The sequence below is a fragment of the Kitasatospora sp. NPDC004723 genome, assembly GCF_040609255.1.
In the GTDB taxonomy this organism is placed as follows: domain Bacteria; phylum Actinomycetota; class Actinomycetes; order Streptomycetales; family Streptomycetaceae; genus Kitasatospora.
In genome coordinates this window covers 33320-58745 of sequence record NZ_JBEXJT010000032.1, presented here as the reverse complement: position 1 = coordinate 58745, position 25426 = coordinate 33320, and the positions used below count along the sequence as shown (strand labels likewise).

Annotated in this window: 21 protein-coding genes and 2 tRNA genes; 12 read left to right on the top strand and 11 right to left on the bottom strand. The window is 75.1% G+C overall.

Features of this window, described 5'->3' with window-relative positions; genetic code table 11:
- The first annotated feature begins 5 nt into the window (after positions 1 to 5).
- The 4 genes from ABZW10_RS26320 to ABZW10_RS26305 all read left to right on the top strand — a co-directional run bounded on the left by ABZW10_RS26320 (position 6) and on the right by ABZW10_RS26305 (position 2867).
- Positions 6 to 1376: an AAA family ATPase gene (locus ABZW10_RS26320; RefSeq protein WP_355370112.1), complete on the top strand. Its 1371-nt coding sequence runs from the start codon at positions 6 to 8 to the stop codon at positions 1374 to 1376.
- 248 nt (positions 1377 to 1624) lie between these two features.
- Positions 1625 to 2032, top strand: coding sequence for a hypothetical protein (locus ABZW10_RS26315; protein ID WP_355370110.1), 408 nt, complete (start codon positions 1625 to 1627; stop codon positions 2030 to 2032).
- Positions 2033 to 2116: 84 nt separating this feature from the next.
- Positions 2117 to 2704, top strand: coding sequence for a bifunctional DNA primase/polymerase (locus ABZW10_RS26310; RefSeq protein WP_355370175.1), 588 nt, complete (start codon positions 2117 to 2119; stop codon positions 2702 to 2704).
- An 89-nt stretch (positions 2705 to 2793) separates the two neighbouring features.
- A tRNA-Lys gene (locus tag ABZW10_RS26305) sits at positions 2794 to 2867 on the top strand.
- Between the two features lie 123 nt (positions 2868 to 2990).
- Here ABZW10_RS26305 and pgi read toward each other — a convergent pair.
- Positions 2991 to 4652 carry a glucose-6-phosphate isomerase gene (gene pgi / locus ABZW10_RS26300; protein ID WP_355370108.1) on the bottom strand — a complete coding sequence of 554 codons (1662 nt, stop codon included), beginning with the start codon at positions 4650 to 4652 and terminating at the stop codon, positions 2991 to 2993.
- Between the two features lie 202 nt (positions 4653 to 4854).
- Positions 4855 to 6438: a Na+/H+ antiporter gene (locus ABZW10_RS26295; RefSeq protein ID WP_355370106.1), complete on the bottom strand. Its 1584-nt coding sequence runs from the start codon at positions 6436 to 6438 to the stop codon at positions 4855 to 4857.
- 232 nt (positions 6439 to 6670) lie between these two features.
- Here ABZW10_RS26295 and ABZW10_RS26290 point away from each other — a divergent pair, with 232 nt between their 5' ends.
- Together ABZW10_RS26290 and ABZW10_RS26285 are read left to right on the top strand one after the other, a co-directional pair.
- Positions 6671 to 7579, top strand: a complete 909-nt coding sequence (locus ABZW10_RS26290; protein ID WP_355370104.1) for an NADP-dependent oxidoreductase — start codon at positions 6671 to 6673, stop codon at positions 7577 to 7579.
- Positions 7580 to 7654: 75 nt separating this feature from the next.
- A tRNA-Lys gene (locus tag ABZW10_RS26285) sits at positions 7655 to 7728 on the top strand.
- A gap of 81 nt (positions 7729 to 7809) precedes the next feature.
- Here the strand turns inward: ABZW10_RS26285 and hemC are convergent.
- Both hemC and ABZW10_RS26275 read right to left on the bottom strand, forming a co-directional pair.
- Positions 7810 to 8745, bottom strand: a complete 936-nt coding sequence (hemC, locus tag ABZW10_RS26280) for a hydroxymethylbilane synthase (protein WP_355370102.1) — start codon at positions 8743 to 8745, stop codon at positions 7810 to 7812.
- 42 nt (positions 8746 to 8787) lie between these two features.
- Positions 8788 to 9480: a DUF2306 domain-containing protein gene (locus tag ABZW10_RS26275; RefSeq protein ID WP_355370100.1), complete on the bottom strand. Its 693-nt coding sequence runs from the start codon at positions 9478 to 9480 to the stop codon at positions 8788 to 8790.
- A gap of 184 nt (positions 9481 to 9664) precedes the next feature.
- Here ABZW10_RS26275 and ABZW10_RS26270 point away from each other — a divergent pair, with 184 nt between their 5' ends.
- Together ABZW10_RS26270 and ABZW10_RS26265 are read left to right on the top strand one after the other, a co-directional pair.
- Positions 9665 to 10834, top strand: a complete 1170-nt coding sequence (locus tag ABZW10_RS26270) for a sensor histidine kinase (RefSeq protein ID WP_355370098.1) — start codon at positions 9665 to 9667, stop codon at positions 10832 to 10834.
- A 74-nt stretch (positions 10835 to 10908) separates the two neighbouring features.
- On the top strand, positions 10909 to 11586 hold the full coding sequence (locus tag ABZW10_RS26265; protein ID WP_355370172.1) for a response regulator transcription factor: 678 nt from the start codon (positions 10909 to 10911) through the stop codon (positions 11584 to 11586).
- Positions 11587 to 11651: 65 nt separating this feature from the next.
- On the opposite strand, the gene ABZW10_RS26260 is transcribed toward ABZW10_RS26265, so the two are convergent.
- The gene (locus ABZW10_RS26260) at positions 11652 to 12878 is read right to left on the bottom strand and encodes an MFS transporter (RefSeq protein ID WP_355370096.1); all 1227 of its coding nucleotides are present in this window, start codon (positions 12876 to 12878) and stop codon (positions 11652 to 11654) included.
- Positions 12879 to 12943: 65 nt separating this feature from the next.
- On the opposite strand from ABZW10_RS26260, the gene ABZW10_RS26255 reads away from it, so the two are divergent.
- On the top strand, positions 12944 to 13306 hold the full coding sequence (locus ABZW10_RS26255) for a MerR family transcriptional regulator (protein ID WP_355370094.1): 363 nt from the start codon (positions 12944 to 12946) through the stop codon (positions 13304 to 13306).
- Positions 13307 to 13395: 89 nt separating this feature from the next.
- On the opposite strand, the gene ABZW10_RS26250 is transcribed toward ABZW10_RS26255, so the two are convergent.
- Complete coding sequence (locus ABZW10_RS26250) at positions 13396 to 14985, bottom strand: glycosyl hydrolase family 18 protein (protein WP_355370169.1); 1590 nt, start codon at positions 14983 to 14985, stop codon at positions 13396 to 13398.
- Between the two features lie 323 nt (positions 14986 to 15308).
- Here ABZW10_RS26250 and ABZW10_RS26245 point away from each other — a divergent pair, with 323 nt between their 5' ends.
- The gene (locus tag ABZW10_RS26245) at positions 15309 to 18536 is read left to right on the top strand and encodes a S41 family peptidase (RefSeq protein WP_355370092.1); all 3228 of its coding nucleotides are present in this window, start codon (positions 15309 to 15311) and stop codon (positions 18534 to 18536) included.
- A gap of 56 nt (positions 18537 to 18592) precedes the next feature.
- Here ABZW10_RS26245 and ABZW10_RS26240 read toward each other — a convergent pair whose 3' ends face one another.
- Entirely contained in the window at positions 18593 to 18859 is a 267-nt protein-coding gene (locus ABZW10_RS26240; protein ID WP_355370090.1) for a hypothetical protein, read from the bottom strand.
- 223 nt (positions 18860 to 19082) lie between these two features.
- On the opposite strand from ABZW10_RS26240, the gene ABZW10_RS26235 reads away from it, so the two are divergent.
- Positions 19083 to 19880 (top strand): phosphoribosyl-dephospho-CoA transferase MdcG domain-containing protein, encoded by a 798-nt coding sequence (locus ABZW10_RS26235; RefSeq protein WP_355370088.1) that lies wholly within the window; start codon positions 19083 to 19085, stop codon positions 19878 to 19880.
- Positions 19881 to 19940: 60 nt separating this feature from the next.
- On the opposite strand, the gene ABZW10_RS26230 is transcribed toward ABZW10_RS26235, so the two are convergent.
- Complete coding sequence (locus ABZW10_RS26230; protein ID WP_355370167.1) at positions 19941 to 22076, bottom strand: phosphocholine-specific phospholipase C; 2136 nt, start codon at positions 22074 to 22076, stop codon at positions 19941 to 19943.
- A gap of 254 nt (positions 22077 to 22330) precedes the next feature.
- Here ABZW10_RS26230 and ABZW10_RS26225 point away from each other — a divergent pair, with 254 nt between their 5' ends.
- On the top strand, positions 22331 to 23101 hold the full coding sequence (locus tag ABZW10_RS26225; protein ID WP_355370086.1) for a hypothetical protein: 771 nt from the start codon (positions 22331 to 22333) through the stop codon (positions 23099 to 23101).
- On the opposite strand, the gene ABZW10_RS26220 is transcribed toward ABZW10_RS26225, so the two are convergent.
- The 3 genes from ABZW10_RS26220 to snpA (ABZW10_RS26210) form a co-directional block, all read right to left on the bottom strand.
- Positions 23085 to 23741 (bottom strand): pentapeptide repeat-containing protein, encoded by a 657-nt coding sequence (locus tag ABZW10_RS26220; protein WP_355370084.1) that lies wholly within the window; start codon positions 23739 to 23741, stop codon positions 23085 to 23087. The genes ABZW10_RS26225 and ABZW10_RS26220 overlap by 17 nt on opposite strands.
- Before the next feature lie 226 nt (positions 23742 to 23967).
- The gene (snpA, locus tag ABZW10_RS26215; RefSeq protein ID WP_355370082.1) at positions 23968 to 24588 is read right to left on the bottom strand and encodes a snapalysin; all 621 of its coding nucleotides are present in this window, start codon (positions 24586 to 24588) and stop codon (positions 23968 to 23970) included.
- Positions 24589 to 24762: 174 nt separating this feature from the next.
- Positions 24763 to 25401, bottom strand: a complete 639-nt coding sequence (gene snpA, locus ABZW10_RS26210; protein WP_355370080.1) for a snapalysin — start codon at positions 25399 to 25401, stop codon at positions 24763 to 24765.
- Between the last annotated feature and the right edge of the window lie 25 nt (positions 25402 to 25426).

Genomic DNA, 25426 nt, shown 5'->3' with positions numbered 1-25426 from the left:
GCCCGATGAGCACCGAGCAGGACGCCGGCCGGAGCCCCGGCGCGGCGGCCGACGCCGCGGTGGCGCGGATCCTGGAGGCGACCGTCCGACCGGCCGCCGGAGCGCCGCGCGGCGTGGTGGTGGACTCGCCGCCCGGCGCCGGCAAGTCGACCCTGGTGGTGCGCGCCGCCCGGGAGCTGGTCGGGGCCGGCGAGCGGCTGATGATCGTCGCCCAGACCAACGGCCAGGTGGACGACCTGGTCGACCGACTGGCCGTCAAGGCCCCCGATCTGACGATCGGCCGGCTGCACGCGGCCGACGCACGCCCGGGTCCTGAGGTGCTGCGGCACCCCAACGTCACGCCCTCGGACAAGGTCGCCGAGCTGGCCGAGCTGGACGTGGTGATCTCCACCTCGGCCAAGTGGCAGTGGGTGCGGGCCGAGCAGCCGTGGCGGCACGCGATCGTCGACGAGGCGTACCAGATGCGGTCGGACGCGCTGCTCGCGGTGGCCCGGCTGTTCGAGCGGGCCCTGTTCGTCGGCGACCCGGGTCAGCTGGACCCGTTCACCGTGGTGGGCACCGAGCAGTGGGCGGGTCTGTCGTACGACCCGTCGAGCAGCGCGGTGGTCACCCTGCTCGCGCACAACCCGCAGATCGAGCCGCACCGGCTGCCGGTGTCCTGGCGGCTGCCGGCCAGTGCGGCGCCGCTGATCTCCGGGGCGTTCTACCCGTTCACGCCGTTCCGCTCGGGCACCGGCCCCGGGGACCGTTCGCTGACCGCGTCGGTGCGCCCGGACGGCTCGGCGGTGGACGCCGCCATCGACCGGGCGGCCGAGCACGGCTGGGCGCTGCTGGAGCTGCCGGCCCGGCACACGGTGCGCACCGATCCGCAGGCGGTGGCGGCCGTCGCGGCCACCGTGCGCCGGCTGCTGGACCGCGGGCTGACGGCGCACTCCGAGCAGGGGTCCGCCCCGCTCACGGCGGACCGGGTCGCCGTCGGCACCGCGCACCGGGACCAGGCGGCGGCGGTGCGGGCCGCGCTGGCCGGGGCCGGGGTGCCGGTGGACCCGGTGGCCGGGCCGGCGGTGACGGTGGACACCGCGAACCGGCTGCAGGGCCGCGAGTACGACGTCACCGTGGTGCTGCACCCGCTGTCGGGGCGGCCGGACGCGACCGCGTTCCACCTGGAGACCGGCCGGCTGTGCGTGCTGGCCTCCCGGCACCGGCACGCCTGCATCGTGGTGGCCCGGGCCGGGATCGCGGAGCTGCTGGACGAGCATCCGGCCACCGAGCCGGTGCAGTTGGGCGTTCCGGTGGCGTTCCCCGACGGCTGGGAGGCCAACCACCGGGTGCTGCACCACCTGTCCGGGCACCGGGTGCGACTGGGCCGGGCCTGACGGCGCGGGCCTGCGGACCGGCACGGGCGTGCGACGGGCCGGCCGGGCGCGTACGGAACCGGGCAGGCGCGCACCCGGCCGGCCCGGCTGACGCGCGCCCCCGGCGCGCCGGGCGGGAATAGCGCCCGGACGCGCACCGTTCCGTTACCGGCCGCCGCCGCGAGACAATGGACGACGGCCACGACCGGGCGGCGCCCGACCCGAGCAGCCGTCGCCCGCACCCATCGAGCACCCGGAGGTGTCCGTCCATGCCCGACTCCCATGCGCAGGCGTCCGACCCGAGCGGCCTCTCCGCACCGGCCGGCCCCGGCACGGGCGCCGGTGCGGCGCCCGGCCGGCGGCAGCGCCCGGCGCAGCTGCTGTTCGAGCCGCAGGCCGCCGAACCGGAGCCGGAGCGTTTCTTCGACCTGGAGTCGATCGACGACCCGGCGGAGCTGCTGCGCCGCTCCACCGAGCTCGCGCTGGCCTTCCGGACGGCCGCCGAGCGGGCCACCGACTTCCAGGCGGTCGCGGCCGCGCAGCTGGCGGACCCGCGCCGCTTCGACGCGCTGTCCGACGCCGAGATCGCGGACCGGGCGGACTGGACGCCGGACTACGCGGCCAAGATGGTCGAGTACGGCCGCACCCTGCTCCAGCCGCGGCGGCAGGAGGACTGATCGGCCCGGAGGGGTTCACGGCCCGGTTCCGTCGCCGCTGGCATATGCCGGAGGAAGCGGAAGGGTACGCCCCCACCCGGCCCGCTGTCCGGCGAACCGCTCTTTCCCTCCCGGACCCGCCCCGGACACCCCACTCTGCTGTCCGTGGACATCTGGACCTATCAGTCGGTGGAGCACGTGACCGTGGCCGGAGAGGCCTGGCTCGCCTCCGCCAGCGAGTACCCGCGCAGCATGCGCGCCCTCTGGGAGTCCCGGCCGTGGGCGCCCTCGGTGCTGCCCTGCGGGCGGGCCTTCGACGTGATCAGCATGCCGGCGCTGTTCGGCCGCCGGGTCCTGGACGAGCTCTGGGCCTCCGGGCCCGGCTGCGGGCCGGTGGCGGCCGTCCGGGGGCGGACGCTGCTGTTCGTGCAGCCGGGGGCGGCGCCCAGGCTGCGCCGGCTGCTGGCCTGGGAGGAGTGGGCCCGGGACGTGCCGCCGCTGCTCTGCCACGGCAAGGGCGACACCGTGACGGTGCCGCCTGTGCAGCGGACGGTCGGCGGCCCGGACGCGCCGGGACACGGCCCGGGGCGGTGGATCGTCGCCCCCGAGAGCCGGGAGCCGTGGCTGCCGGGGGCCTCCGTCGTCCTCTGGGCCTGTGTGCGGGCGGCCCGCGAGCCGGTCGACGCGCTCTGAGCCTCCCGGGCCGGCGGCGGGCCCGGGAGGTGCGGGTATTCGATTTTGGCCGGACCCCGCCCCGCTGCTAGAGTCTTCTCTGTCAGCAGGCGCCGCTAGCTCAGTTGGTTAGAGCAGCTGACTCTTAATCAGCGGGTCCGGGGTTCGAGTCCCTGGCGGCGCACAGACAGCCGGAAGGCCCTTCGCGAGAGCGAAGGGCCTTCCGGCGTTTCCGGGCACATCCCCGGGGCCGGCCGGCACGGGGCCGCCCGCCGAAGCGGACGGCCCGCGCGCCGGACCGGGGAGGTCAGCGCCCGCGCAGCTCGCGGTAGCGGACGACCAGCGCGGCGGTGGAGCTGTCCAGTGCCTCCGTGCCCTCGCCGGTCAGCAGCACCGGCTCGATCCGCTTGGCGAGCACCTTGCCCAGCTCGACGCCCCACTGGTCGAAGGAGTCGATGTTCCAGATCGCGCCCTGGACGAACACCTTGTGCTCGTAGAGCGCGACCAGCTGGCCGAGCACCGAGGGGGTCAGCTCGCCAGCCAGCACCGTGGTGGTCGGGTGGTTGCCCCGGAAGGTCTTGTGCGGGACCAGCTCGGCCGGCACGCCCTCGGCGGCGACCTCCTCCGGCGTCCTGCCGAAGGCCAGCGCCTGGGTCTGGGCGAAGAAGTTGGCGAGCAGCAGGTCGTGCTGGGCGACCAGGCCGGGCAGCAGGTCGGCGACCGGCCGGGCGAAGCCGATGAAGTCCGCCGGGATGACCTTGGTGCCCTGGTGCAGCAGCTGGTAGTAGGCGTGCTGGCCGTTGGTGCCGGGGGTGCCCCAGACCACCGGGCCGGTCTGCCAGCCCACCGGGCGGCCGTCGCGGTCCACCGACTTGCCGTTGGACTCCATGTCCAGCTGCTGGAGGTAGGCGGTGAACTTCGACAGGTAGTGCGAGTACGGCAGCACGGCGTGCGCCTGGGCGTCGAAGAAGGCGCCGTACCAGACCCCGAGCAGGCCCAGCAGCAGCGGGACGTTCTCCTCCGGCGGGGCGGTGCGGAAGTGCTCGTCGACCAGGTGGAAGCCGTCCAGCATCTCGCGGAAGGCGTCCGGGCCGATGGCGATCATCAGCGAGAGGCCGATCGCCGAGTCGTAGGAGTAGCGACCGCCGACCCAGTCCCAGAACTCGAACATGTTGGCGGTGTCGATGCCGAAGTCGGCGACGCCCTCGGCGTTGGTGGAGAGCGCGACGAAGTGCTTGGCGACCGCGTCGGTGTCCGCGCTCAGCTCGGTGAGCAGCCAGTTCCGGGCGGAGACCGCGTTGGTGATGGTCTCGATGGTGGTGAAGGTCTTGGACGCGACGATGAAGAGCGTCTCGGCGGCGTCCAGGTCGCGGACCGCCTCGTGCAGGTCGGCGCCGTCCACGTTGGAGACGAAGCGGACGTCGAGGTCGCGCTGGGTGAAGGAGCGCAGCGCCTCGTAGGCCATCGCGGGGCCGAGGTCGGAGCCGCCGATGCCGATGTTGACGACGGTGCGGATCCGCTTGCCGGTGTGGCCGCGCCACTCGCCGCCGCGGACCTGCTCGGCGAAGCCGGCCATCCTGTCGAGCACGGCGTGCACGGCCGGCACGACGTTCTCGCCGTCGACCTCCACGACGGCGCCGCGCGGGGCACGCAGCGCGGTGTGCAGGACGGCCCGCCGCTCGGTGGTGTTGATCTTCTCGCCGCGGAACATGGCGTCCCGCAGCTCGGCGACGCCGGTGGCCGCGGCCAGCTCGCGCAGCAGCGCCAGGGTCTCGTCGGTGACGAGCTGCTTGGCGTAGTCCACGTGCAGGTCGCCGACCTGGAGGGTGTAGCGGCGGCCGCGCTCCGGGTCGGCGGCGAACAGCTCGCGCAGGTGCGTGTCGCCGAACTCCTCCCGGTGCTTGGCGAGGGCGGCCCACTGCGGGGTGCGGTCCAGCGGGGTACGGGCGTCGGCACGGGTCTCCGACATCGGTGGCTCCTCGATTCGTCTGGGTGCGGATACCGGCAGGGCCAGGCGGGAGGGTTTCGCGAGGTCGTGCGGGTACCGGGGTGCGCCGACTCCGTTGACGGCCTTGCCCGAGGTCAGCCTATGCAACACCGCGACCCCGGGCGCACATTCCGCCCCCGGCGACCCGTGCCCGTTCGGACGCCCCGTCAGGCCGGGCCGGGCGTCACCGCCGCTCGGAGCGCAGGTCGAGGCCGCGCAGCACCTGGTCGACGAGTTCCGGGTCGGCGCCGGGTTCGGCACGGGCGGCCACCATCTCGCGCCGGGAGGCGGCGATCATCTCCTGTTCCACGCTCTGCGCGGCGCGCCACTGGGCGAGCCGCAGCTTGGCCTCGGAGGCCTCCTCCTCGGCGTAGTTCTCGGGGCAGAGCCGGGCCAGCCGGTCGTGCTGACGGTCCCGCAGGCGGTCGGCGACCTCGGCGGGCAGCCGGTCGGTCTCCTCCAGTTCGCCGAGCCTGCGCAGCCCGGCCTTGGCGGCCCGCCACCAGAGCTGGCGGACCTCCTGCTCGTGCCGGTCGTGGCCGAGGTCGAGCTCGAAGCGCTTGGCCAGCCAGGGCAGGGTGAGGCCCTGGACCAGCAGGGTGAAGAGCACCACGCTGAACGCGATGAAGACCAGCCGGCCGCGCTCCGGGAAGGCCTTGCCGGAGTCGAGGGTGAGCGGGATGGCCAGGGCCAGGGCGACGGTGGCGACCCCGCGCATCCCGGACCACCAGAGCAGCACGCTCTCCTGCCAGCTGATCGGGGTGTCCTCCTCGGAGCCGGAGCGCAGCTTCTGGGAGAGCCAGCCGGCCGGCAGCAGCCAGAGCAGCCGGACCACCACGACCACCGCGATCACCACGGCGGCGTCGCCGAGCATGCCGGTCCAGCCGGAGCCGGCCTCCTTGAGGACGGTGGCCAGTTCCAGGCCGATGAGGCCGAAGGCGACGCCGGTGATGAGGATCTCGACGATCTCCCAGAAGGCGTTGCCGACCAGCCGGTAGGAGACGGCGTCCGCGTCGGCGGCCCGTTCGGCGAGGTAGAGCCCGCAGACCACGACGGCGAGCACGCCGGAGCCGTGGATCTCCTCGGCCAGGCTGTAGGCGGCGAAGGGCACCAGCAGGTTGAGCGCGACCTGCTGGGTGGGGTCCTCCAGGAGGGCGGCGAGCTTGGTGTTGGCCCAGCCGAGGGCGACGCCGATGACGACGGCGAGGACCGCCGAGAGGACGAAGCGCAGCACCGCGTGGCCGGTGGAGAAGTCGCCGCCGACCACCGCGTCGATGGCCAGCGAGTAGACGACGATCGCGGTGACGTCGTTGAACAGGCCCTCGCTCTCCAGGATGGCGACCAGCCGGCGGGGCAGTCCGACGCTGCCGGCCACGGCGACCGCGGCGACCGGGTCGGGCGGGGAGACCAGGGCGCCGAGCGCGATGGCGGCGGCGATCGGCAGTCCGGGCAGCAGCCAGTGCACCGCGCCGGCCACGGCGGCGGTGGTGACCACCACCAGGGCGACGGCGAGCAGCAGGATGGAGCGGAAGTTGGCCTTGAAGTAGCGGACCGAGGAGCGCCGGGCGACGGCGAAGATCAGCGGCGGCAGGACCAGCGGCAGGATCAGCTCGGGGTCGATGGCGATGTCGGGGATCTGCGGGATCAGCGCCATGGCGATGCCCAGCAGGGTCATCAGCACCGGCTGGGGCACGCCGGTCCGGCGGGCCAGCGGCATGGTCACCACGGAGGCGAGCAGCACCAGGAAGAGCAGGGGCAGCTGGCCCACGGGAAAGGTCCTCTCGGTGGCGGGCGGGAGTGCACGGGCGCGTGCACGGGCGCGTGCTCGGGCGGGGTGCACGGGTGTGCGGCCCGGACATGGCCCGGGCCGCCGTCAAGGATAAATCTGACAATGATCTCAACTGGGACGACACGCCGGTGAGGGGTTGACCTCAAGTGGGCTTCACCCCGCAGGATCGGGGGAACCCGAGGCTCGACAGGACCCGACAGGAGTGCCCGCGATGAAGGCAGTGACCGTCCCCCGGTTCGGCGGCCCCGAGGTACTGCGGGTGGCCGCGGTGCCCGACCCCGAGCCCGGCCCCTGCCAGGTGCGGGTGCGGGTCTACGCCGCCGGGGTGCAGCCGGTGGACCTCGCGATCCGGGAGGGGCGGTCCCCGGCCGGCATCGAACTCACCCCGGGGCTGATCCCCGGCAACGAGTTCGCCGGGGTGGTCGACCGGCTCGGGTCGGAGGTCGACGGCTGGGCCGTCGGGGACGAGGTGCTGGGCTTCCGGCTGCTCGGCTGCGCGGCCGAGCTGGTCGCGGCCGACGCCGCCCAGCTGGTGCGCAAGCCGTCCGGCATGCCCTGGGAGCACGCGGGCGCGCTGTCCGCCTCCGGGCAGACCGCGCACCTCGCGCTCACCGAGCTGAACGTCGGCGCGGGCGACACCGTGCTCGTGCACGGCGCCGCCGGCGGGGTCGGCACGGTCGCCGTCCAGCTGGCCCGGGCCTGGGGCGCCACGGTGATCGGCACCGCGAGCGCGCGCAACCACGGCTATCTGCGGGAGCTGGGCGCGATCCCGGTCGCGTACGGGGAGGGGCTGGTCGAGCGGGTCCGGGCGGTGGCCCCGCAGGGCGTGGACGCGGCCTTCGACGCGGCCGGGCGCGGGGCGCTGGAGGCCTCCGTCGAGCTGGTCGCCGACCGGGCGCGGATCGGCACCGTGGTCGACTACCCGGTGGCCCGGCGCCTGGGCGTGCTGGGGATCCGGGGGCCGCGGACGGCGGCCCGGCTGGCCGCGCTGGTCGACCTCTGGGAAGCGGGCGGGCTGCAACTGGAGATCGCCGACACCTTCCCGCTGGGGCGGACGGCCGACGCCCACCGCCTGGTCGGCACCGGGCACGTACGGGGCAAGGTCGTGCTCACCCCCTGAACCGCTCCCGGGGGCGGGCTCCGGGCCGATTGTGTGTTTCGGCCGCTGACCAGGTAAGGTCTTCCCCGTCAGCAAGCGCCGCTAGCTCAGTTGGTTAGAGCAGCTGACTCTTAATCAGCGGGTCCGGGGTTCGAGTCCCTGGCGGCGCACAGACAGCCGGAAGGCCCCTCGTGAGAGCGAGGGGCCTTCCGGCGTTTCCGGGGGCACCCGGAAACGCCGCCGTCGGCGCCTCAGTGCGGGATCCCGCCGATCAGCTCGGAGGCGCCCTGCCGCTTGAGGGCGAGGGCGGTCGCGGTGCCGAGGTCCTCCGGGCTCAGCGCACCGGCCCACTCGTGGGCGTCCAGGACCCGCTTGCCGTCCGGGGTGAAGACCCGGCCGCGCAGTGACAGCCGCCCGTCCGCCTCGGCCCGGGCGTAGCCGGCGATCGGCGAGTTGCAGTGGCCCTGCAGCACGTGCAGGAACATCCGCTCGGCACTCGCCTCGCGCCAGGTCGGGTGGTCGCCGAGGCCGGCGACCGCGTCGATGGTGGCGGTGTCCTCGGCGCGGCACTGGAGGGCGAGGATCCCGGCACCGATCGGCGGGCACATCACCTCGATCGGCAGCACCTCGCTGATCCGCGCGGCCTCCCCGATCCGCTCCAGACCGGACAGCGCGAGCAGCAGCGCGTCGGCCTCCCCCGCCGCGAGCTTGGCCAGCCGGCTGTTGGCGTTGCCGCGCACCGGCACGCACTCCAGGTGCGGGTGGGAGGCGGCGAGCTGGGCCCGGCGGCGCACCGAGGAGGTGCCGATCCGGGTGCCGGGCGCCAGTTCGTCCAGGGTCCGGCCGCCGGGGTGGACGAGCGCGTCGCGGATGTCGTCGCGGCGCAGGTAGGCGGCGAACACGGTGCCGGCCGGCAGCGGGCGGTCCGCGGGCACGTCCTTGAGGCAGTGGACGGCGAGGTCCGCCTCACCGGCGAGCAGCGCGGCGTCCACCTCCTTGGTGAAGGCGCCCTTGCCGCCGAGCCGGGCGAGGTCCCCCATCCAGCGGTCGCCGGAGGTGGTCACCGGCACCACCTCGGTGCGCACCCGCGGGTGCAGGGCGGCGAGTTCGGCCCTGACCCGTTCGACCTGGGCGAGCGCCATCGGCGAGGAGCGGGACACGATCCGGATCAACTCTGCGGTGGTCATTGCTGGATGATAGGCCGTCACATCGTGGGGAGCGGCGCCGGATCACCCGGCCGGCGGCGCGGCGGGGGCCGCGGGGATCCGGGCGATCACCCGCTCGGCCACCACCAGGTTGATCAGCCAGCAGGTCCAGGCGGCGCTCGCGTACGCCTGCTCGAACGGGACCCCGGCGAGGTCCATCACCGGCAGCCAGATCCGCAGCGTGGCGGCGGCCAGGATCAGCGCGAACGAGCGGGTGGCCCAGGCCCGGTGGCGCACGGCGTCGCGGCGCAGGGCGGCCCGCCAGGCCAGCGCCGAGGAGAGCAGCAGCAGGACGGCGAGCGCGGTGAAGCCGATCGGCGCGACGGGGCCGACCATTCCCGACGGCGCCAGCAGCAGACCGCCGGTGCCGGCGGCCAGGACGGCGAGCAGGTAGAGCCGGCCGGTCAGCCGGTGCAGGGCCGGGCGGCGGGCGCGCAGCCGGGGCAGGAACTGCCAGGGGCCGAGCAGGATCGCCAGCACCCCGCCGCCGACGTGCAGGGCGAGCGGGACGCGGTGGGCCAGGTAGACGGAGCGCTGCCGGTCGAGGAAGACCTCCGGGTCGAGGGTCAGGTAGCGGGCGGTGAGCAGGGCGGTGGCGAGGGCCAGCACGGTGACCGTCCACCAGCCCGCCCGGCGGGCCCGGGCGGGACGCGGTGCGGCGCGGTCGGCGGACGGGGCGGGAGCGGCTGCCGGGGCCCGGGGGCCGGGTGCGTTCATGGCCCGGACGCTACGGACCGGCGGGGCCCGCCCGCGTCCGCCCGGCGGGGTCGCCCGGACTGCCCCGCACGGGGGTCCGGAATACCCCACCAGGGCGATGCGCGGACCGGACGGCCGTCGCTACCGTACGGCCCGGGCGCCCGCAGCACCGCGCGGCGGCCACCGCCCCGAGACCGGAGCCGCCATGAGTTCCCCGCCGTACGCCCGGGCGATCCCGGCGGCCCCGCCGCCCCGGTGGCCGCTCCCCGCGCTGCGGGCGGTGCCGGCCGACCGCTGGGACGCGGCCCTGGCCGGGGTGTTCCTGCTGGTGACGGCCGTCGAACGGATCGGCGCGGCGGACCGGCTGCACGGCGGCCTGCCGCTCGCGCTCGCCCTGGGCGCGGCGGTGGCCGTACCGCTGGCGGTGCGCCGCACCAGGCCGCTGGCCGGCTACCTGGTGGGCGCGGCGGCGCTCTCGGCGGAGTCGCTGTTCGTCCTGCCGAGCCCGGTCTCGCCGTACGCCGACCTGGTCGGCCTCTACTCGCTCGGGCTGTACGCGCCCCGGCGGCACGCCTGGCTCGGGCCGTTCGCCGCCCTGCTCGGGATGGCCGCGTACTTCGCCGGCCTCGGCCACGCCTACCCCGCCATCCCCGCCGGGGTGCTGTTCCTCTGGCTGCTCGCCTGGGCGGTCGGCTACGGGGCGGCCCGGCGGGCCGAGCAGCGCGAGAGCGACCGGCTGCTGCTGCACCGGGAGGTGGTCGCCGAGGAGCGGGCCCGGCTGGCCCGGGAGCTGCACGACTCGGTGGGCCACACCCTGAACGTGGTGCTGGTCCAGGCCGGGGCCGCCCGCCGGCTGCTCGACCGGGAACCGGAGCGCACCCGGGAGCTGCTGCACGGGATGGAGAACACCGGGCGGGAGGCGCTCGACGACCTCGACCGGGTGCTCGGCCTGCTGCGGCGCGGCGCCGGCGAGCAGGACGCGCAGGGCGCGGCGCCGCAGCCCGGGATCGCCGACCTGGAGCGGCTGGCCGAACGGCTCGGCCGGGCCGGGCTGCGGGTGCGGACGCGGATCGACCCGGCGGCCCGGCGGGTGCCGCGCAGCCTGGACGTCTCGGCGTACCGGATCGTCCAGGAGGCGCTCACCAACACGGTCAAGCACGCGGGCGCCCGGACCGTCGGGGTCACCGTGCGGTGCGCCGCCGGGCGGCTGACCGTCGAGGTGTGCGACGACGGGCGGGGCGTGCCCGCCGGGTACGCGCCCGGCCGCGGGCTGCTGGGCGTGGCCGAGCGGGTCTCGGTCCTCGGCGGCCGGGTCGAGCACGGGCCGGGCGAGCCGGGCGGGTTCCGGCTGCGCGCCGAGCTTCCCGTCCCGTGACGGCGGCGACGGGGGCGGCGGCGACGGGCCCGGCGGCACCGGGGCCGGCGGCACCGGACCCGGCCGGCGGACGGGTGCGCGTCGTGGTGGCCGACGACGACGCGCTGCTGCGCGCCGGAGTCTGCCTGGTACTGGGGACCGACGACCGGATCGAGGTGGTCGGCGAGGCGGCGGACGGGACGGCGGCCGTCGCCCGGTGCCGGGAGCTGCTGCCGGACGTGGTGCTGATGGACGTCCGGATGCCCGGCATCGACGGGGTGGAGGCGACCCGGCGGATCACCGCCGCCGGGCTGCCCACCCGGGTGCTGGTGCTGACCACCTTCCACCACGACGACTACGTCTGGGGCGCGCTGCGTGCCGGGGCGGCCGGCTTCCTGCTGAAGCGGGCCTCGGCCGAGCGGCTCATCGACGCGGTGCACACCCTGGCCGCCGGCGAGTCCGTGCTGGACCCGGCGGTCACCCGGGACCTGGTCGCCCAGGTGGTCGGCCGGGGCGGCGGGCGGCCCCCGCCGGAGCCGGAGGACATCCGGCTCGCGCAGCTGACGGCGCGCGAGCGGGAGGTGCTGCGGCTGGCGGCCGAGGGGCGGTCCAACCGGGAGATCGCCGCGCTGCTGGTGCTCGCCGAGTCGACGGTGAAGACCCACATGAAGCGGATCCTGGCGAAGACCGACGCCCGCGACCGGGCGCAGGCGGTGGCCATCTCCTACCGGGGCGGGCTGATGCCGCCCCGGGATCCGCAGGCCGGGTTCTGAGGACGCCGGTCACCGCGGACACCGCCCATCGGCTCATCGGCTCATCGGGTCACCGGGTCATCGGCTCATCGGTCGGGGCCCGGCCGGCGGGCCGGGAAGCCGTGGGTGCGGGCGGCGAGGACGAGGGCGAGGACGGGCAGCAGCAGGAGCAGCACGGCCCACGGGAAGGAGCCGGTGCCGAGCCGGTCGAGCAGCAGGCCGCCGGCCACTCCCCCGCCGGCCATCGCCGCGTTCCACAGCGTGACCAGCATCGCCTGCGCCGCGTCCGCCTGTTCGCCGCCCGCGTCGCCGGCGGCGGTCTGCAGCAGGGTCGGGACGCCGCCCCAGCCGAGCCCCCAGAGCACGGCGGCGGCGTACACGGCGGCGGGGCTGCCGGACGCCAGCCCGAGCACCGCCGCTGCGGCGGCGACCAGCAGGGTCGAGGCGAGGGTGAGCGCGCGCAGCCGGCGGTGGATGTGCGCGCCGGTGAACCAGATGCCCACCAGCGAGGCCGCGCCGAAGGCGAGCAGCACGACGCCGGTGACGCCGCCCATGCCGCGCCGGTCGAGGAAGGGCGCGATGTAGGTGTAGAGGACGGTGTGGGCGAGGACGAAGACGAAGGTGACGGCGAGCACGGGGGTGACCCCGGGGACGGCGAGGGCGCGCAGCACCGGGGTCCGTTGGCCGCGGGCCCGGCCGGGCACCTCGGGGACGGCCGCGGCGATCCAGCCGGTCACCCCGAGGGCGGCCACGGTCATCAGCAGGAAGGCCACCCACCAGCCCAGCACCTTGCCGAGGAAGGTCCCGGCGGGCACGCCCAGCGACAGCGCGAGCGGCGCGCCGGCCATCGCGACGGCGATGGCCCGGCCCTGCAGCTCGGGCGGCGCGAGCCGGCGGGCGTATCCGGCGAGCAGCGCCCAGGCGAGGCCGGCGGCGACCCCGGCGACGAAGCGGGCGGCCATGGTCAGCGGGTAGTCGGTGGACAGCGCGGTGACGGTGTTGGCGGCGGCGAAGCCGAGCATCGCGGTGAGCAGCAGGCGCCGCCGGCCCCAGCCGGCGGTGGCCGCGGTGAGCGGCACGGCGGTGACGGCGGTGCCGAGGGCGTAGACGGTGACGGCCTGGCCCATGGCGGACTCGCCGACGCCGAGGTCGGCGCTCATGGCGGGCAGGACGCCGGCCGGCAGGGTCTCGGTGAGGGCGGTGACGAAGACGGCGGTGGCGAGGGCGAGGAGGGCGGGCAGGGGCAGGGCGGCCGGCCGCTCGGGGGTGGCGGGCGGCAGTGGCCGGTCGGTGGTCCGTGTGGAGGTCCGCATGGCCGTTATGCTCAAACGCTCACATTGATGTGAGGGTCAACGCGACCGGTTGTGAGGTGGGCCACATGCGGATCGGGGAGCTGTCCGAGCGGACCGGGGCGTCCCGCCGGCTGCTGCGCTACTACGAGGAGCAGGGGCTGATCGCGGCCGGGCGCTGCGCGAACGGCTACCGCGCGTACGACGACTCGACGGTGGACCGGGTGCTGCAGATCCGCGGGCTGCTCGACGCGGGGCTGCCGACCCGGATCATCAAACAGATCCTGCCCTGTCTCAGCAAGCCCCGGACGATCCACTTCGAGGACGCCACACCGGAGATGATCGCCACCCTGGAGCAGGAGCTGGCGGGGATGAGCGCGCGGATCGCCTGTCTGACCCGCAACCGGGACGCCATCGCGCAGTACCTGGCGGAGGTGCGGGTGGACCGCTGAGCGACGGGTTCGGGCCCGTCGCCCAGCGGTCGGCGCGTCGGTTCCGGCCGGTCGTCGGACCCGTCGGGGCCGTCGGACCCGCCGGACCGTCAGCGGCGGAAGTAGGAGTCGAAGTTCTTCGAGAACTCCCGGCCGCCGAACTGGTCCCAGTTGATCGACCAGGTCATCAGACCGCGCAGGTTGGGCTGGGCGCCCGCCTTCGGGACGTAGCTGCCGCAGTTGGCCAGCTTGGTGAGGCAGTCCAGGGCCTTGTTGACCTCGGCCGGGGCGACGTAGCCGTTGCCGGCGTTGGTGGTGGCCGGCATGCCGATGGCGACCTTGGACGCGGGCAGCGCCGGGAAGACGTTGTTGGTGTTGCCCGCCACCGGGAAGCCCTTGAGCAGCATGTCGGTCATCGCGACGTGGAAGTCGGCGCCGCCCATCGAGTGGTACTGGTTGTCCAGGCCCATGATGGAGCCGGAGTTGTAGTCCTGGACGTGCAGCAGGGTCAGGTCGTCGCGCAGCGCGTGGATGACCGGCAGGTAGGCGCCGGCCCGCGGGTCCTGGCCGCCCCAGGGGCCGGAGCCGTAGTACTGGTAGCCGAGCTGGACGAAGAAGGTCTCCGGGGCCATGGTCAGCACGAAGTTCGGGCCGTACTTGGCCTTGAGCGTCTTGATCGCGGAGATCAGGTTGACGATGACCGGGCTGGTCGGGTTCTTGAAGTCGGTGTCGCCGGTCTGGAGCGACAGCGAGTGGCCCTCGAAGTCGATGTCCAGGCCGTCCAGGCCCCACTTGTCGATGATCGCCGAGACGGAGCTGACGAAGGCGTCCCGGGCGGCGGTGGTGGTGAGCTGGACCTGGCCGTTCTGGCCGCCGATCGAGATCAGCACCTTCTTGCCCTTGGCGCGCTTGGCGGCGATGGCCGCCTTGAAGTCGGCGTCGGACTCGACGGTCGGGCACTCGGTGGCCGGGCAGCGGTTGAACCGGATGTCGCCGGAGGTCACCGAGGTCGGCTCGCCGAAGGAGAGGTTGATGAAGTCCCAGGAGTCGGGGACGTCGGCCATCCTGGTGTAGCCGGCGCCGTTGGCGAAGCTGGCGTGCAGGTAGCCGACCAGGGCCTTGGAGCCGGCCGGCGGCGTGGTGGGGGTGCCGGTGGGCGTCTCGGTCGGGGTCACGGTGGGCGTGACCGTGGGCGTCCCGGTCGGGGTCACCGTGGGGGTGACGGTCGGGGTCACCGTGGGCGTGGCGGTCGGGCTGGGCGCGCCGGGGCCGTCCAGCGAGACGTCGTCCGCGTAGTAGGTGCCCTGGCCGTACCAGCCGTGGGTGTAGACGGTGGCGCTGGTCTGGGTGGCGCCGGTGGTGAAGCTGACGCTCAGCTTCTGGTAGGCGCCGCCGGTGCCGGGCGACCAGGTCGAGGTGCCGCCGTCCACGCCGAGGTAGACGTACGAGCCCTTGAGGTAGGCGCTGAGCGTGTAGGTGGTGTTGGGCGCGACCGTGACGGTCTGCGCGCAGCGGGCGGTGTCGCTCGCCGAGGCGGCCGCGGCCAGCGCGTAGCTGCCGCCGTGGGCCTGGCCGGTGACGACGCTGCCGGTGCCGGCGGAGCAGCTCCACGGGCCGAGGGAGCCGCTCTCGAAGCCGCCGTTGACCAGGAACTCGCCGGCCGAGGCGCTGGGTGCCAGGCCCAGGGTGAGGCCGACCATGGTGGCCGCGGCGACGGCCGAGGCGGTGCCGGCGGCCAGCGCGGTGCGCGAGCGGCGGCGGGGGGCCGCGGGGGCCGGGGGGACAGGGGTTCTGCGCATGTGGGGGACTCCTTGCGGAGGGCGCGGTCGTGGGGGTGTCCGGGCATGCCTGGGCGCGCACCGGTGGTGGGGGAACGGCGCGGCCGGGCAGCTGAGTTGGACTAGACCACTGAAGTGGATTCGGCCGTACGGTGTCAATGGTCCAGACCGGTTCCGGCCCCGGGAGCGGCGAGTGGGGGGCGCTTCCGGTTGCCGCGCGTGACGCCCCGTCGAAGCATGGAGGGGTGACGTCGTCCGGCTACCTCCGCTACCCCCACCTGCGCGGGGGCCTGCTGACGTTCACCGCCGAGGACGACGTCTGGATCGCCCCGCTGGACGCCGCGGCCGCCGCCACCGGCCGGGCCTGGCGGGTCAGCTGCGACCGCACCCGGGTCAGCCACCCCCGGCTCTCCCCCGACGGCGGCACCCTCGCCTGGACCGCCTGGCAGAGCCTGGCCCCCGAGATCTGGACCGCCCCCGTCGACGGCGGCGAGGCCGTGCGGCTCAGCCACTGGGGCAGCCAGGACACCCGGCTGCGCGGCTGGCTGCCGGACGGCGAGCTGCTCGCCGTGACCTCCTACCACGAGCCCTTCGGCCACTACACCTGGGCGCACGCCCTGCCCCCCGACGGCCGCCCCACCCGCCGGATGCCCTGGGGGCCGGTCGGCGACGCCCAGGTCGGCCCGGCCCACACCGTGCTGCTCACCGGCGCCGCCCCGCACGAGCCCGCCGCCTGGAAGCGCTACCGGGGCGGCGCCACCGGCCGGCTCTGGGTGGACGGCGAGCAGATCCTCGACGGCCTGCCCGGGCACCTCGCCTCCCCCATGCCGGTCACCTGCGCCGACGGCGAGCGGATCGCCTTCCTCAGCGACCACGAGGGCGTCGGCAACCTCTACTCCTGCCGCCCCGACGGCACCGGTCTGCGCCGGCACACCGACCACGCCTCCTACTACGCCCGCGAGGCCGCCGGCGACGGCGTGCGGATCGTCTACCAGCACGCCGGCGACCTCTGGCTGCTCGACGGCCTGGACGCGCCCGCCCCGCGCCGGCTGCACGTCCCGCTCGGCGGCGCCCGGGCCGGGCGGCGCCCCTACCAGGTGAGCGCCGCCTCGCACGTCAAGGACCTCGCCTGCGACGCCACCGGCCGGGCCGGGGTGGTCACCGTGCGCGGCAGCCAGTACTGGCTCACCCACCGCGACGGCCCCGCCCGGGCGCTCGCCGACACCCCCGGCGTGCGCACCCGGCTGCCCGTCGTGCTCGGCCGCACCGGCGAGGCCGCCTGGATCACCGACGCCGAGGGCGAGGACGCGATCGAGATCGTGCCGCTGCCCGGCCACGAGCGCGCCCCCTCCCAGCACGGCCGCCGGACGGTCGCCGCCGGCCGGATCGGCCGCGTCCTGGAACTCACCGCCGCCCCCGACGGCGCCCACCTCGCGGCCACCACCTCCGACGGCCGGCTGCTGCTGGTCACCACCGTCGAGGGCGCCGTGCGCGAACTCGCCGCCTCCGGCCACGGGCCGGTCACCAGCGCCCGCTTCTCCCCCGACTCGCACTGGGTCGCCTGGTCGCAGCCGGCCGCCGGCCGCTCCCTGCGCCGCATCCGGCTCACCCGGGTCGACGCCTCCGTGCCGGTCGTGGACGTCACCGACGGCCGCTTCGAGGACGAGCAGCCCGTCTTCACCCGGGACGGCCGCTACCTCGTCTTCCTCTCCTGGCGCGGCTTCGACCCCGTGCACGACGTGCACACCGGCGACCTCTCCTTCCCGCTCGGCTGCCGCCCCTACCTCGTCCCGCTCACCGCCGCCACGCCCTCCCCGTTCGCCGCCCCCGCCGAGGACGCCGCCCCGCACGGCGACGGCGGCGGCGACGGCACCGTCGAGGTGGAGGCCGAGGGCATCGGCGAGCGGCTGATCCCGTTCCCGGTGCTCGCCGGCAAGTACTCGGCCACCGATGCCGTGCGCGGCGGGCTGCTCTGGCTGCGCTGGCCGATCTCCGGCGTCCTCGGGCAGACCTTCACCAATCCCGACGACACCTCCGGGCGCCCCGCGCTGGAGCACTTCGACCTGGTCCGCGGCTCCCGCTCCACGCTCGCCGACCGGCTCGACGGCTACGCGGTCTCCGGGGACGGCGGCTCGGTGGCCGTCTACTCGGCCGGCACCCTGCGGATCGTCCCGGTCGGCGCGCCGTCCGCCGGCACCACCGTCGACCTGCGGCGGATCACCCACACCGTGCACCCGGCCGCCGAGTGGCACCAGGCCTACGCGGAGGCCGCCCGGATCGTGCGCGACCAGTTCTGGGACGCGGGCATGTCCGGACTGGACTGGCCCGCCCTGGTCGCCCAGTACGAACCGCTGCTGGAGCGGATCGCCGGCCCCGACGACTTCGCCGACCTGCTGCGCGAACTGCTCGGCGAACTCGGCACCTCGCACGCCTACGTCACCCCGTCCCGGCGCGGCGAGGGGCCCGCGCTCGCCCAGCAGCCGCTCGGCCTGCTCGGCGCCGACGCCCACCGCTCCCCCGACGGGCGCTGGCTGTTCGACCGGATCCTGCCCGGCGAGTCCTCCGACCCGCGCGCCCGCGCCCCGCTCGCCACCCACGGCGTGCGCGGCGGCGACGAACTGCTCGCCGTCGCCGGGCGGCCCGTCGACCCGGTGCGCGGACCGCTGCCGCTGCTCGCCGGCACCGGCGGGACCAGCGTCGAACTCACCCTGCGCCGGGGCGGCCCGGACGGGCCCCTGCGCCGGATCACCGTCACCCCGCTCACCGACGAACGGGCCATCCGCTACCAGGACTGGGTGGCCAAACGACGCGCCCTGGTCCGGGAGTTCAGCGACAGCCGGTGCGGCTACCTGCACATCCCGGACCTCGGCGGCTCCGGCTGGGCGCAGTTCAACCGGGACGTGCGGCGGGAGCTGGACAAGCCCGCGCTGGTCCTGGACGTGCGCGGCAACGCCGGCGGCAACGTCTCCGAACTGGTCCTGGAGAAGCTCACCCGGCGGGTCCTGGCCTGGGACTTCAGCCGCGGCCGGGAACCCGTGCGGTGGCCGCGCGACGCGCCGCGCGGGCCGGTGGTGGCGCTCGCCGACGAGGCCACCAGCTCGGACGGCGACGTCGTCATCGCCGCCATCCGGCTGCTCGGCCTCGGCCCGGTGGTCGGCGCCCGGACCTGGGGCGGGGTGGTCGGCATGACCGGACGCCACCAGCTCGGTGACGGGACGCAGATCTCGGTGCCGAAGAACGCCTCGTGGTTCACCGGCGGACTCGGCTGGACGGTGGAGAACCGGGGTGTCGAACCGGACGTGCACGTGCTCCGCACGCCCCGGGACTGGGCCGCGGGGCGGCACCCGGAGCTGGTCACGGCGGTGCGGCTGGCGCTGGAGCTGCTGGACGACCTTCCGGCCGCCGTCCCGCCACCGCCGGACACGCCGCGGCCGGACCTGCGGCGGCCCCCGCTGCCGCCGCGGGAGCGGTGAGCGCGGGGGCAGCGGGGGCAACGGGGGCGCCTTCGGAGGTCGGCCCCACTGGGAGGTCAGCCCCAGGGGTCGCCCTCGGAGGTCATGTCCTGGCGGGCGCGCTCCTCGGCCTCCCGCTCGCCGACCGCGGAGGCCTCCTGGGCCTCGCGGGTCTTCTCCGCCTCGGCGCTGAAGGCGTCGGCGGCCTCGTCGTGGGCCAGGGCGGCCCGCTGGGCGGCGTCGGTCCGCGCGGTGGTGTCCTGTTCGGCGCTGCCGCCGAGCGAGGACCTGCTCTCCTCGGCGGTGTGCTGGGTCCTGTGGCGGAACCTGTCGAAGATGCCCATGACTCCTCCTGCGGGCGAATTCCGGACTGCCCCCACTCTCACACCGCCGCCGCCCACCCGCACCCGCTGCCCGGCCCGGGGCGCGGGCCGCGGCGCCGGGTGCGGGCGTCGATTGAGCCGTTGGTCCCTGGTCGCGGGCGCCGAAAGGCCGTAGCCGGTTCGGTCGGGGCAGGAGGAGGGTGGAGACCGTCAGCCGGTCCCGATCCCACCCCTGGAGCCCGCCGTGACCGTCGCCGCCCGCCCCCGCGTCCCCCGTCCGAGCGAGGAACTGCACGGCGGACCGCGCCGACTGGTCGGATCGCTGGCCGCGCTCGACGGACGGCAGGCCGGCGTCCACGACCTGCTGCTGATGCAGTGCCCCAGCTCGCTGCGCCCGCTCGGCGGCGGCCCGCTGCCGGACTGGGCGCGCCAGGTGCTGCGCGCGCACCCCTGGGTGACCGTCGGACGGGCGCCGGCCGTGGCGGGCACCCCCGCGGACACCCCGCACCCCGTGCGCTGCACCCGGGACGTGTCGGCCGCGCCGGAGACCTGGCTGCCGGTGACGGTGCGCGGACCCCAGCGCGGGCAGCGGCTGGACGCGCTGGCACCCCGGTCGGCGGTGGCCCGGATGCTGCGCCCCGAGCAGTTGCCGGGACGGCTCTCCCTGCTGTCGCCCGAGCGGGTGGCGGCGATCCCCGCGCTGACGGTGCTGCCGCTCGCCGGGCAGCTGATCGCCGACCACCGGCTGGCCTGGGGGCCGATCGGCGCGATCGGCTACGAGCTGGCCACCGGCGAACCGGTGGCCGGCCCGCTGAGCCCGCTGCGGCTGGTGCTGCGCGCCCCGCAGCCGGTGAGCCGGCGCGACGCGCTGCACCTGCGGCGGGCGCTCAGCCGGCTGCGGGTGCCGGTCCAGGCCGAGCTGGAGACCCGGCACGGCGCGGTGCTGCTGGCCGAGTACGCGGCCTCGCCGCTGACGCTGACCCTGCTCACGCCGGACGGGCCCCGGGAGGTCCACGACCCGTGGTTCCCCCGGGGCCGGTGAGCCCGCGACGCGCTCACCCGGGCCTGACGCCCTCGCCCGGGCCCGGCGTGCTCGCCCGGCTCAGCCGCTGATGCTGGCCGCGCCGGTCTCCAGGTGGCCGGTGAACCGCTGCGACCAGGTGGCGTCGGCGTTCACCGTGACGGTGAAGTCGTACCAGCCGTCGGTGTAGGCGACGGCGTTGAAGAAGTCGCTCACGCTGCCGCCGGCCGGCACCTGGTACGTCCAGGGGCCGTCGGTGCGGTAGTTGGTCGAGGTGATGGTGAAGGTCAGCGCGGTGGTGCCGGTGTTGGCGAGCTTGAACCAGACCGCCGGCTTGCCGGTGCCCGGCTCGACGGCGTACGAGCAGGTGACGGCCGCGTTCTTGCCGGCCTTGGTGGCGTCGCCCTTGAAGCGGCGCAGGAAGCGGTTGGGGCCGACCACGCTCAGGTCGTACTGGCCGCTGCCGTAGCCGGTGCCGCAGTTGAAGAAGTCGCTCTGGCTGCCGCCCGGGTCGACGGTGTACTGCCAGGGGCCGCCGCCGCGGTAGGCGTTGGCGTACGCGGCGAAGTGGGCGGTCCTGGTCGCCACCGCGCCCTCGTTGGCCATCGTCAGCCAGACCTTGATCGCGCCGGCCGAGCCGAACTCCAGGTGGTCCAGGTTGGCGTTCGGCTGGTGGGGCAGGGCGCGGGCCGGACGGGTGCCGATCTCCTGGGCGGGCAGCTTGTTGTCGACCGGGGCCGGGTTGGGCAGCGGGCCGCAGTTGGACATGCCGACCACCGCGCCGGCCGTGGCGGGCAGCGTGGGCAGGCCGTACACCGGGTTGGCGAAGTCGAACAGGCCGGTGAGGTCGCCGCAGACCCGCCGCCGCCAGTCGCTGATGTTGACGCAGGCGGCGGGCTTGCCGATGGCGGCGGTCCACTTCTCCAGGAAGCGCAGCACCGAGGTGTGGTCGAAGACCTCGGAGGAGACCCAGCCGCCGCGGGTCCACGGGGAGACGGCGATCAGCGGGACGCGGAAGCCGAGGCCGATGTTGGTGCCGTTGTAGAACTCGCCCGGGGTGCCGGCCGGGGCGGCGGGCGGCGGGACGTGGTCGAAGAAGCCGTCGTTCTCGTCGTAGTTGAGGAACAGGACGGAGGAGTTGAAGACGTCCGGGTCGGCGTTGAGCGCGTCGATCACGTTGTGGACGAAGTGCGCGCCGTCGGCCGGGGTGGCGTACGGGTGCTCGGAGACCTCCTGGTTGGGGACGATCCAGGAGACCTGCGGGAGGGTGCCGGCCAGCACGTCGGCCTTGATCGCGGCGACGATGTCGTCCGGGGTCCGCCCGGTGACCTTGGGGACGGATCCCATGCCCTTGACCGCGAGCGGGCTGCCGGCGGGCGCGCCCGTGAACTGGGTGAAGTAGCCCAGGGCGTTGTCGCCGTAGTTGTCGGCGGCGTTCTGGTAGACCTTCCAGCTGACGCCCGCGTTCTCCAGCGCCTCGGCGTAGGTCTGCCAGCGCAGGCCCTTCTCGTCGCCGCCGTCGTAGGCCGGGCCGCCGGCGGCGCCGGACGGGTCGATCTGGCCCGACCAGTGGTAGGTGCGGTTGGGGCCGGTGGCGCTCAGCACCGAGCAGAAGTAGGCGTCGCAGATGGTCCAGTTCTCGGCGAGCGCGTAGTGGAACGGGATGTCCTGGCGGGTGAGGAAGCCCAGGGTGCGGACATTGCCCTTGGCCGCCACCCAGGAGTCCAGCTTGCCGCCGTTCCAGGCCTTGTGCTGGTCGCTCCACCCGTGGCTGAGGTCGCCGTTGCACTGGGCGAGGCGCTCCGCGTCGGCGCCGCCGGCCGGCTTGGTGAGGCTGAACTGCCACGGGTACTGGCGGGCCAGCAGGCCGTTGGGCTGGTTGAAGACGGAGTAGCCGCCGGCGATCTGGATGGCGGAGCGGTCGGCGAAGCCGCGCACGCCGCGCAGCATGCCGAAGTAGTGGTCGAAGCTGCGGTTCTCCTGCATGAGGATCACGATGTGCCGCGCGTCGGCCAGGCTGCCGCTCTGCGACAGGGCCGCCGACGGCGCGGTGGCCACCGCGGCGTCCGGAGCGGCCGGGTCGGCGGCCGGCGTACCGGCCGGGGCGTCGGCGGCGGGGGCCGCCCCCGCGCCGGTGGTCCCGGCACCGGCCACGGCGAGGCCCGCGGCGGCGGCACCGGACAGGGTCACGAACTTCCTACGACTCAGCTCGGCCATCAGCCCAGCCCGTCCCTTCATCGGCGATGTTGTGCACACAAGTCGGCGCCCACACGATCGCGCAGCATCCTCCACCCGCTCCGGACGGTCCCACCAGGGGCGGGCGGCAGGGTTGGCGGACTGTTCCCCCCTGGGTCGCCGAACGACCTGCGGCTGAACGGACGGCCGGGCCGAAACCTTCGGACCTCCCCATTTGAACGGGTTCAAAATTTTTGCCACACTGAGGCCGGACACCGTCACGTGGGGGGATTTCCATGCAGATGTCACGCTTCGTCCTGTCCACCGCCGCCGTCGTCCTGGCGGCCGGCGCCCTGAGCGCCTGCGGCGGCGGGTCGCCCGCCCCGGCCGTCGGCGGCCCGCCCGGTGAGCTCGTCAAGGCCGCCGACGCCATGGACCGCATCGGCAACGGCCGGCTCCGGTTCACCGCGGCCGAGGGCGACAAGGCGCCGACCACCCTCAACGGGTACGTGCGCTGGCAGGGCCGGCCGTCCTTCGAGAGCACCGAGGGCGACTCCACGATGCGCCTCGTCCAGGGGGCCATGTACGTCCGCGGCCTCGGGCTCGACCGCTGGCAGCGGCTCGACCACCTCACCTCGCGGCCCGACGAGCCGCCCGTACCGATCGACCTCGCCACGATGAGCATGGAGCTGGCGTCCTCGCCCGCCGCCGAACTTCGGCGGGCCGCCGGGCACGGCACGGTCACCGCCGAGGGGCGGGAGGATCTGGGCGGGGTCCCCGTCACGCACTACCGCAGCGTGTCACCCGTCCCGGCGAGGAGCGGCAAGGCCGAGCAGCGCCTCGTCGACGGCCCCGACTACACACCGCCGGCCGACTCGGTCTGCACCGCCGACTACTGGGTCAACGACCGGTACGAGCTGGTCAAGCTCACCCTCGCCCTGAGCGCCGGTCAGGAGCGGGCGCGGGCCACGGCCGAGTACAGCGAGCCGGGCACCGCCCCGGCCATGCCCGTACCGGCGCCGGCCGAGGTGGACGACCCGTGGGCCACCGTCAGTCCTTCACCGTGATCCCCAGGGCGTGGGCGAACTGGGGAGCCAGTTCGAGGAGCTGGGTGGAGCTGATGAGGGCGCCGCGCAGACCCTGGTGACCGTCGGGCAGGCCGAGGCCGACGGCGCCGCGCAGGTCCACCTTGCTCAGGGTGGCGCCGCGCAGCCGGACCTCCTCCAGGGTGGAGCCGGGGAAGGTGACGCCGGTGAGCTTCGCGTCGCCGAAGTCGACGTCGCGCAGCAGGCAGTCCTCGAAGACGACGTCGCGCAGCACGGCGGCGCGCAGGTTGACGGCCTCCAGTTTGCAGCCGCGGAACACCACCCGGCGCAGCGCCGAGCCGTGCGCGGCGATGCCGGCCAGCACCCCGCCGGAGACGGCGGTGTCCTGCCAGTCGCTGTCGGCGAGGTCGCAGGCCACCCAGCGGCCGGCCTGCACCCAGACCTCGTTGAACCGGGCCTGGCGGAGCCTGACGCCGCTCAGGGCCACGCCGGTGAGGGCGCACTCCAGGAAGGTCGCGCCGCCCGCCGACTGATCGGTGTACTCGCCGCCGTCGAAGTGGACGGTGTCGTAGCGGTCGTCGCTGCGCAGCGGGCCGGTGTGCGGGGTCAGGTGGGCGGCGTAGGGCAGGTCTTCCAGGTGGTCGGGGACGTGCTGGGGCATGCGGGGGCACCTCGCGGTCGGCGGCGGACGGGTCCTGGTCCGCATGCTCGCACGGGGCACCGACAAGTCCGGCGCGAGCGGGCGCGGCGGTGACACGGTGGGGCGCGCACCGCCGGCCCTGCTCGGATGCGCCGCTCAGGACGGAAACGCACACGGGGCGGCCCGGTCGCCGGGGTTGCGGCGACCGGGCCGTCACTGCGGTGCGCGGGGCAGTCCCTGGGAGGGACTACCGCCAGAGGGAGTTGACGCGGCTGCGCTCGGTGCTGTTCGGGTACGGGTTGGTGCAGGAGGTGCCGGGGCCGCCGCCGGACATCAGCTCGCTGCACGGGCCCGAGTAGTGGTCGGGCAGGCCCAGCACGTGACCGGTCTCGTGCGCGGTCACCCGCGTCGAGTTGTACTGCCGGTTCTGCGCGTAGTCGAGGAAGATGTAGCCGCGGCCGTGGCCGTCGGTGCTGGCGTAGGAGCCGCGCGAGTCGTTGCCCTCGTAGTAGCGGAAGTCGGCGGCCGAACCGGACCGGAGCTGCACGTTGGTGACCGAGCTGTTCCAGATCTGCGCGCTCTGGGCTATGACCCCGGCGAAGGACGGCGCGCTGCTGGCGTCATAGGTGACAGTGACGGCCAGCAGGTACGGGTTGGCGGCCTGCTTGGCCCGCGCGGACTTCATGACGGCCTCGAAGAACGCCTGGTTGTCGGCCTCCTCGGCGGCCGAGCCGGCGTAGGCGGTGGCGGTGGCGGACGGCGTGTAGCCCTGGGCCGGCGCGGCGACGGCGCTGGTCGGCAGGGCGGCCAGGCCGGCGGCGAGCGCCAGGCCGAGCGCGGCGGAGAAGGTGCGCGAGACACGGTTCATAGGGGGGGCTCCCGTTCACGGGTCGAGGGGTGGGGTACGCCGGTGCGGCGGTACGGGAGGTACCGCGGGTGGTGCGGTGGTGCGGGTGGGCATGCGCCCGACCGGCCGGAGGGGGTCGTCCGGCCGGCGCGCGCCGGGGTGGCCGCCGCGGGGGCGGGCCGTCGAGGGGCCGGATCAGCCGGCCAGGCCGTACCGCCACAGCGAGTTGACGCGGCTGCGCTCGGTGCTGTTCGGGTACGGGTTGGTGCAGGACGGGCCGGGGCCGCCGCCGGACATCAGCTCGCTGCACGGGCCCGAGTAGTGGTCGGGCAGGCCCAGCACGTGACCGGTCTCGTGCGCGGTCACCCGCAGCGAGGCGTACTGCTGGTTCTGGGTGTAGTCGAGGAAGATGTAGCCGTTGCCGTGCCCGTCGGTGCTGGCGTAGGAGCCGTTGGACGGGTCGTCGCCCTCGTAGTAGACGAAGTCGGCGTTGGAGCCCTGCTGGAGCCGGACGTTGGTGACCGAGCTGTTCCAGATCTGCGCGCTCTGCGATATGACCCCGGCGAAGGACGGCGCGTTGCTGGCGTCGTAGGTCACCGTGACGGCCAGCAGGTACGGGTTGGCGGCCTGCTTGGCCCGCGCGGACTTCATGACGGCCTCGAAGAACGCCCGGTCGTCCGCCTTGCCCGCACCCTTCGCGGCGGTGCCCGGGGTGTAGTGCCCGGCGGCGGGAGCGCTCGCCGGGGCGGCGGTGGCGGTGGCTGGCAGGGCGGCCGTTCCCACGGCCAGGGCCAGTCCGAGTGCGACGGAGAGCATGCGCGGGACACGGTTCATGTGGGGGCTCCGATTCGCGAGTGCG

What these genes read in the sequence shown, in the direction of transcription:
- ABZW10_RS26320 (WP_355370112.1), top strand. Translation starts at nt 6, where the DNA reads ATGAGCACCGAGCAGGACGCCGGCCGGAGCCCCGGCGCGGCGGCCGAC.
- ABZW10_RS26315 (WP_355370110.1), top strand. Translation starts at nt 1,625, where the DNA reads ATGCCCGACTCCCATGCGCAGGCGTCCGACCCGAGCGGCCTCTCCGCA.
- pgi (WP_355370108.1), bottom strand. Translation starts at nt 4,652, where the DNA reads ATGTCGGAGACCCGTGCCGACGCCCGTACCCCGCTGGACCGCACCCCG.
- ABZW10_RS26290 (WP_355370104.1), top strand. Translation starts at nt 6,671, where the DNA reads ATGAAGGCAGTGACCGTCCCCCGGTTCGGCGGCCCCGAGGTACTGCGG.
- hemC (WP_355370102.1), bottom strand. Translation starts at nt 8,745, where the DNA reads ATGACCACCGCAGAGTTGATCCGGATCGTGTCCCGCTCCTCGCCGATG.
- ABZW10_RS26275 (WP_355370100.1), bottom strand. Translation starts at nt 9,480, where the DNA reads ATGAACGCACCCGGCCCCCGGGCCCCGGCAGCCGCTCCCGCCCCGTCC.
- ABZW10_RS26270 (WP_355370098.1), top strand. Translation starts at nt 9,665, where the DNA reads ATGAGTTCCCCGCCGTACGCCCGGGCGATCCCGGCGGCCCCGCCGCCC.
- ABZW10_RS26260 (WP_355370096.1), bottom strand. Translation starts at nt 12,878, where the DNA reads ATGCGGACCTCCACACGGACCACCGACCGGCCACTGCCGCCCGCCACC.
- ABZW10_RS26255 (WP_355370094.1), top strand. Translation starts at nt 12,944, where the DNA reads ATGCGGATCGGGGAGCTGTCCGAGCGGACCGGGGCGTCCCGCCGGCTG.
- ABZW10_RS26250 (WP_355370169.1), bottom strand. Translation starts at nt 14,985, where the DNA reads ATGGTCGGCCTCACCCTGGGCCTGGCACCCAGCGCCTCGGCCGGCGAG.
- ABZW10_RS26240 (WP_355370090.1), bottom strand. Translation starts at nt 18,859, where the DNA reads ATGGGCATCTTCGACAGGTTCCGCCACAGGACCCAGCACACCGCCGAG.
- ABZW10_RS26230 (WP_355370167.1), bottom strand. Translation starts at nt 22,076, where the DNA reads ATGGCCGAGCTGAGTCGTAGGAAGTTCGTGACCCTGTCCGGTGCCGCC.
- ABZW10_RS26225 (WP_355370086.1), top strand. Translation starts at nt 22,331, where the DNA reads ATGCAGATGTCACGCTTCGTCCTGTCCACCGCCGCCGTCGTCCTGGCG.
- ABZW10_RS26220 (WP_355370084.1), bottom strand. Translation starts at nt 23,741, where the DNA reads ATGCCCCAGCACGTCCCCGACCACCTGGAAGACCTGCCCTACGCCGCC.
- snpA (WP_355370082.1), bottom strand. Translation starts at nt 24,588, where the DNA reads ATGAACCGTGTCTCGCGCACCTTCTCCGCCGCGCTCGGCCTGGCGCTC.
- snpA (WP_355370080.1), bottom strand. Translation starts at nt 25,401, where the DNA reads ATGAACCGTGTCCCGCGCATGCTCTCCGTCGCACTCGGACTGGCCCTG.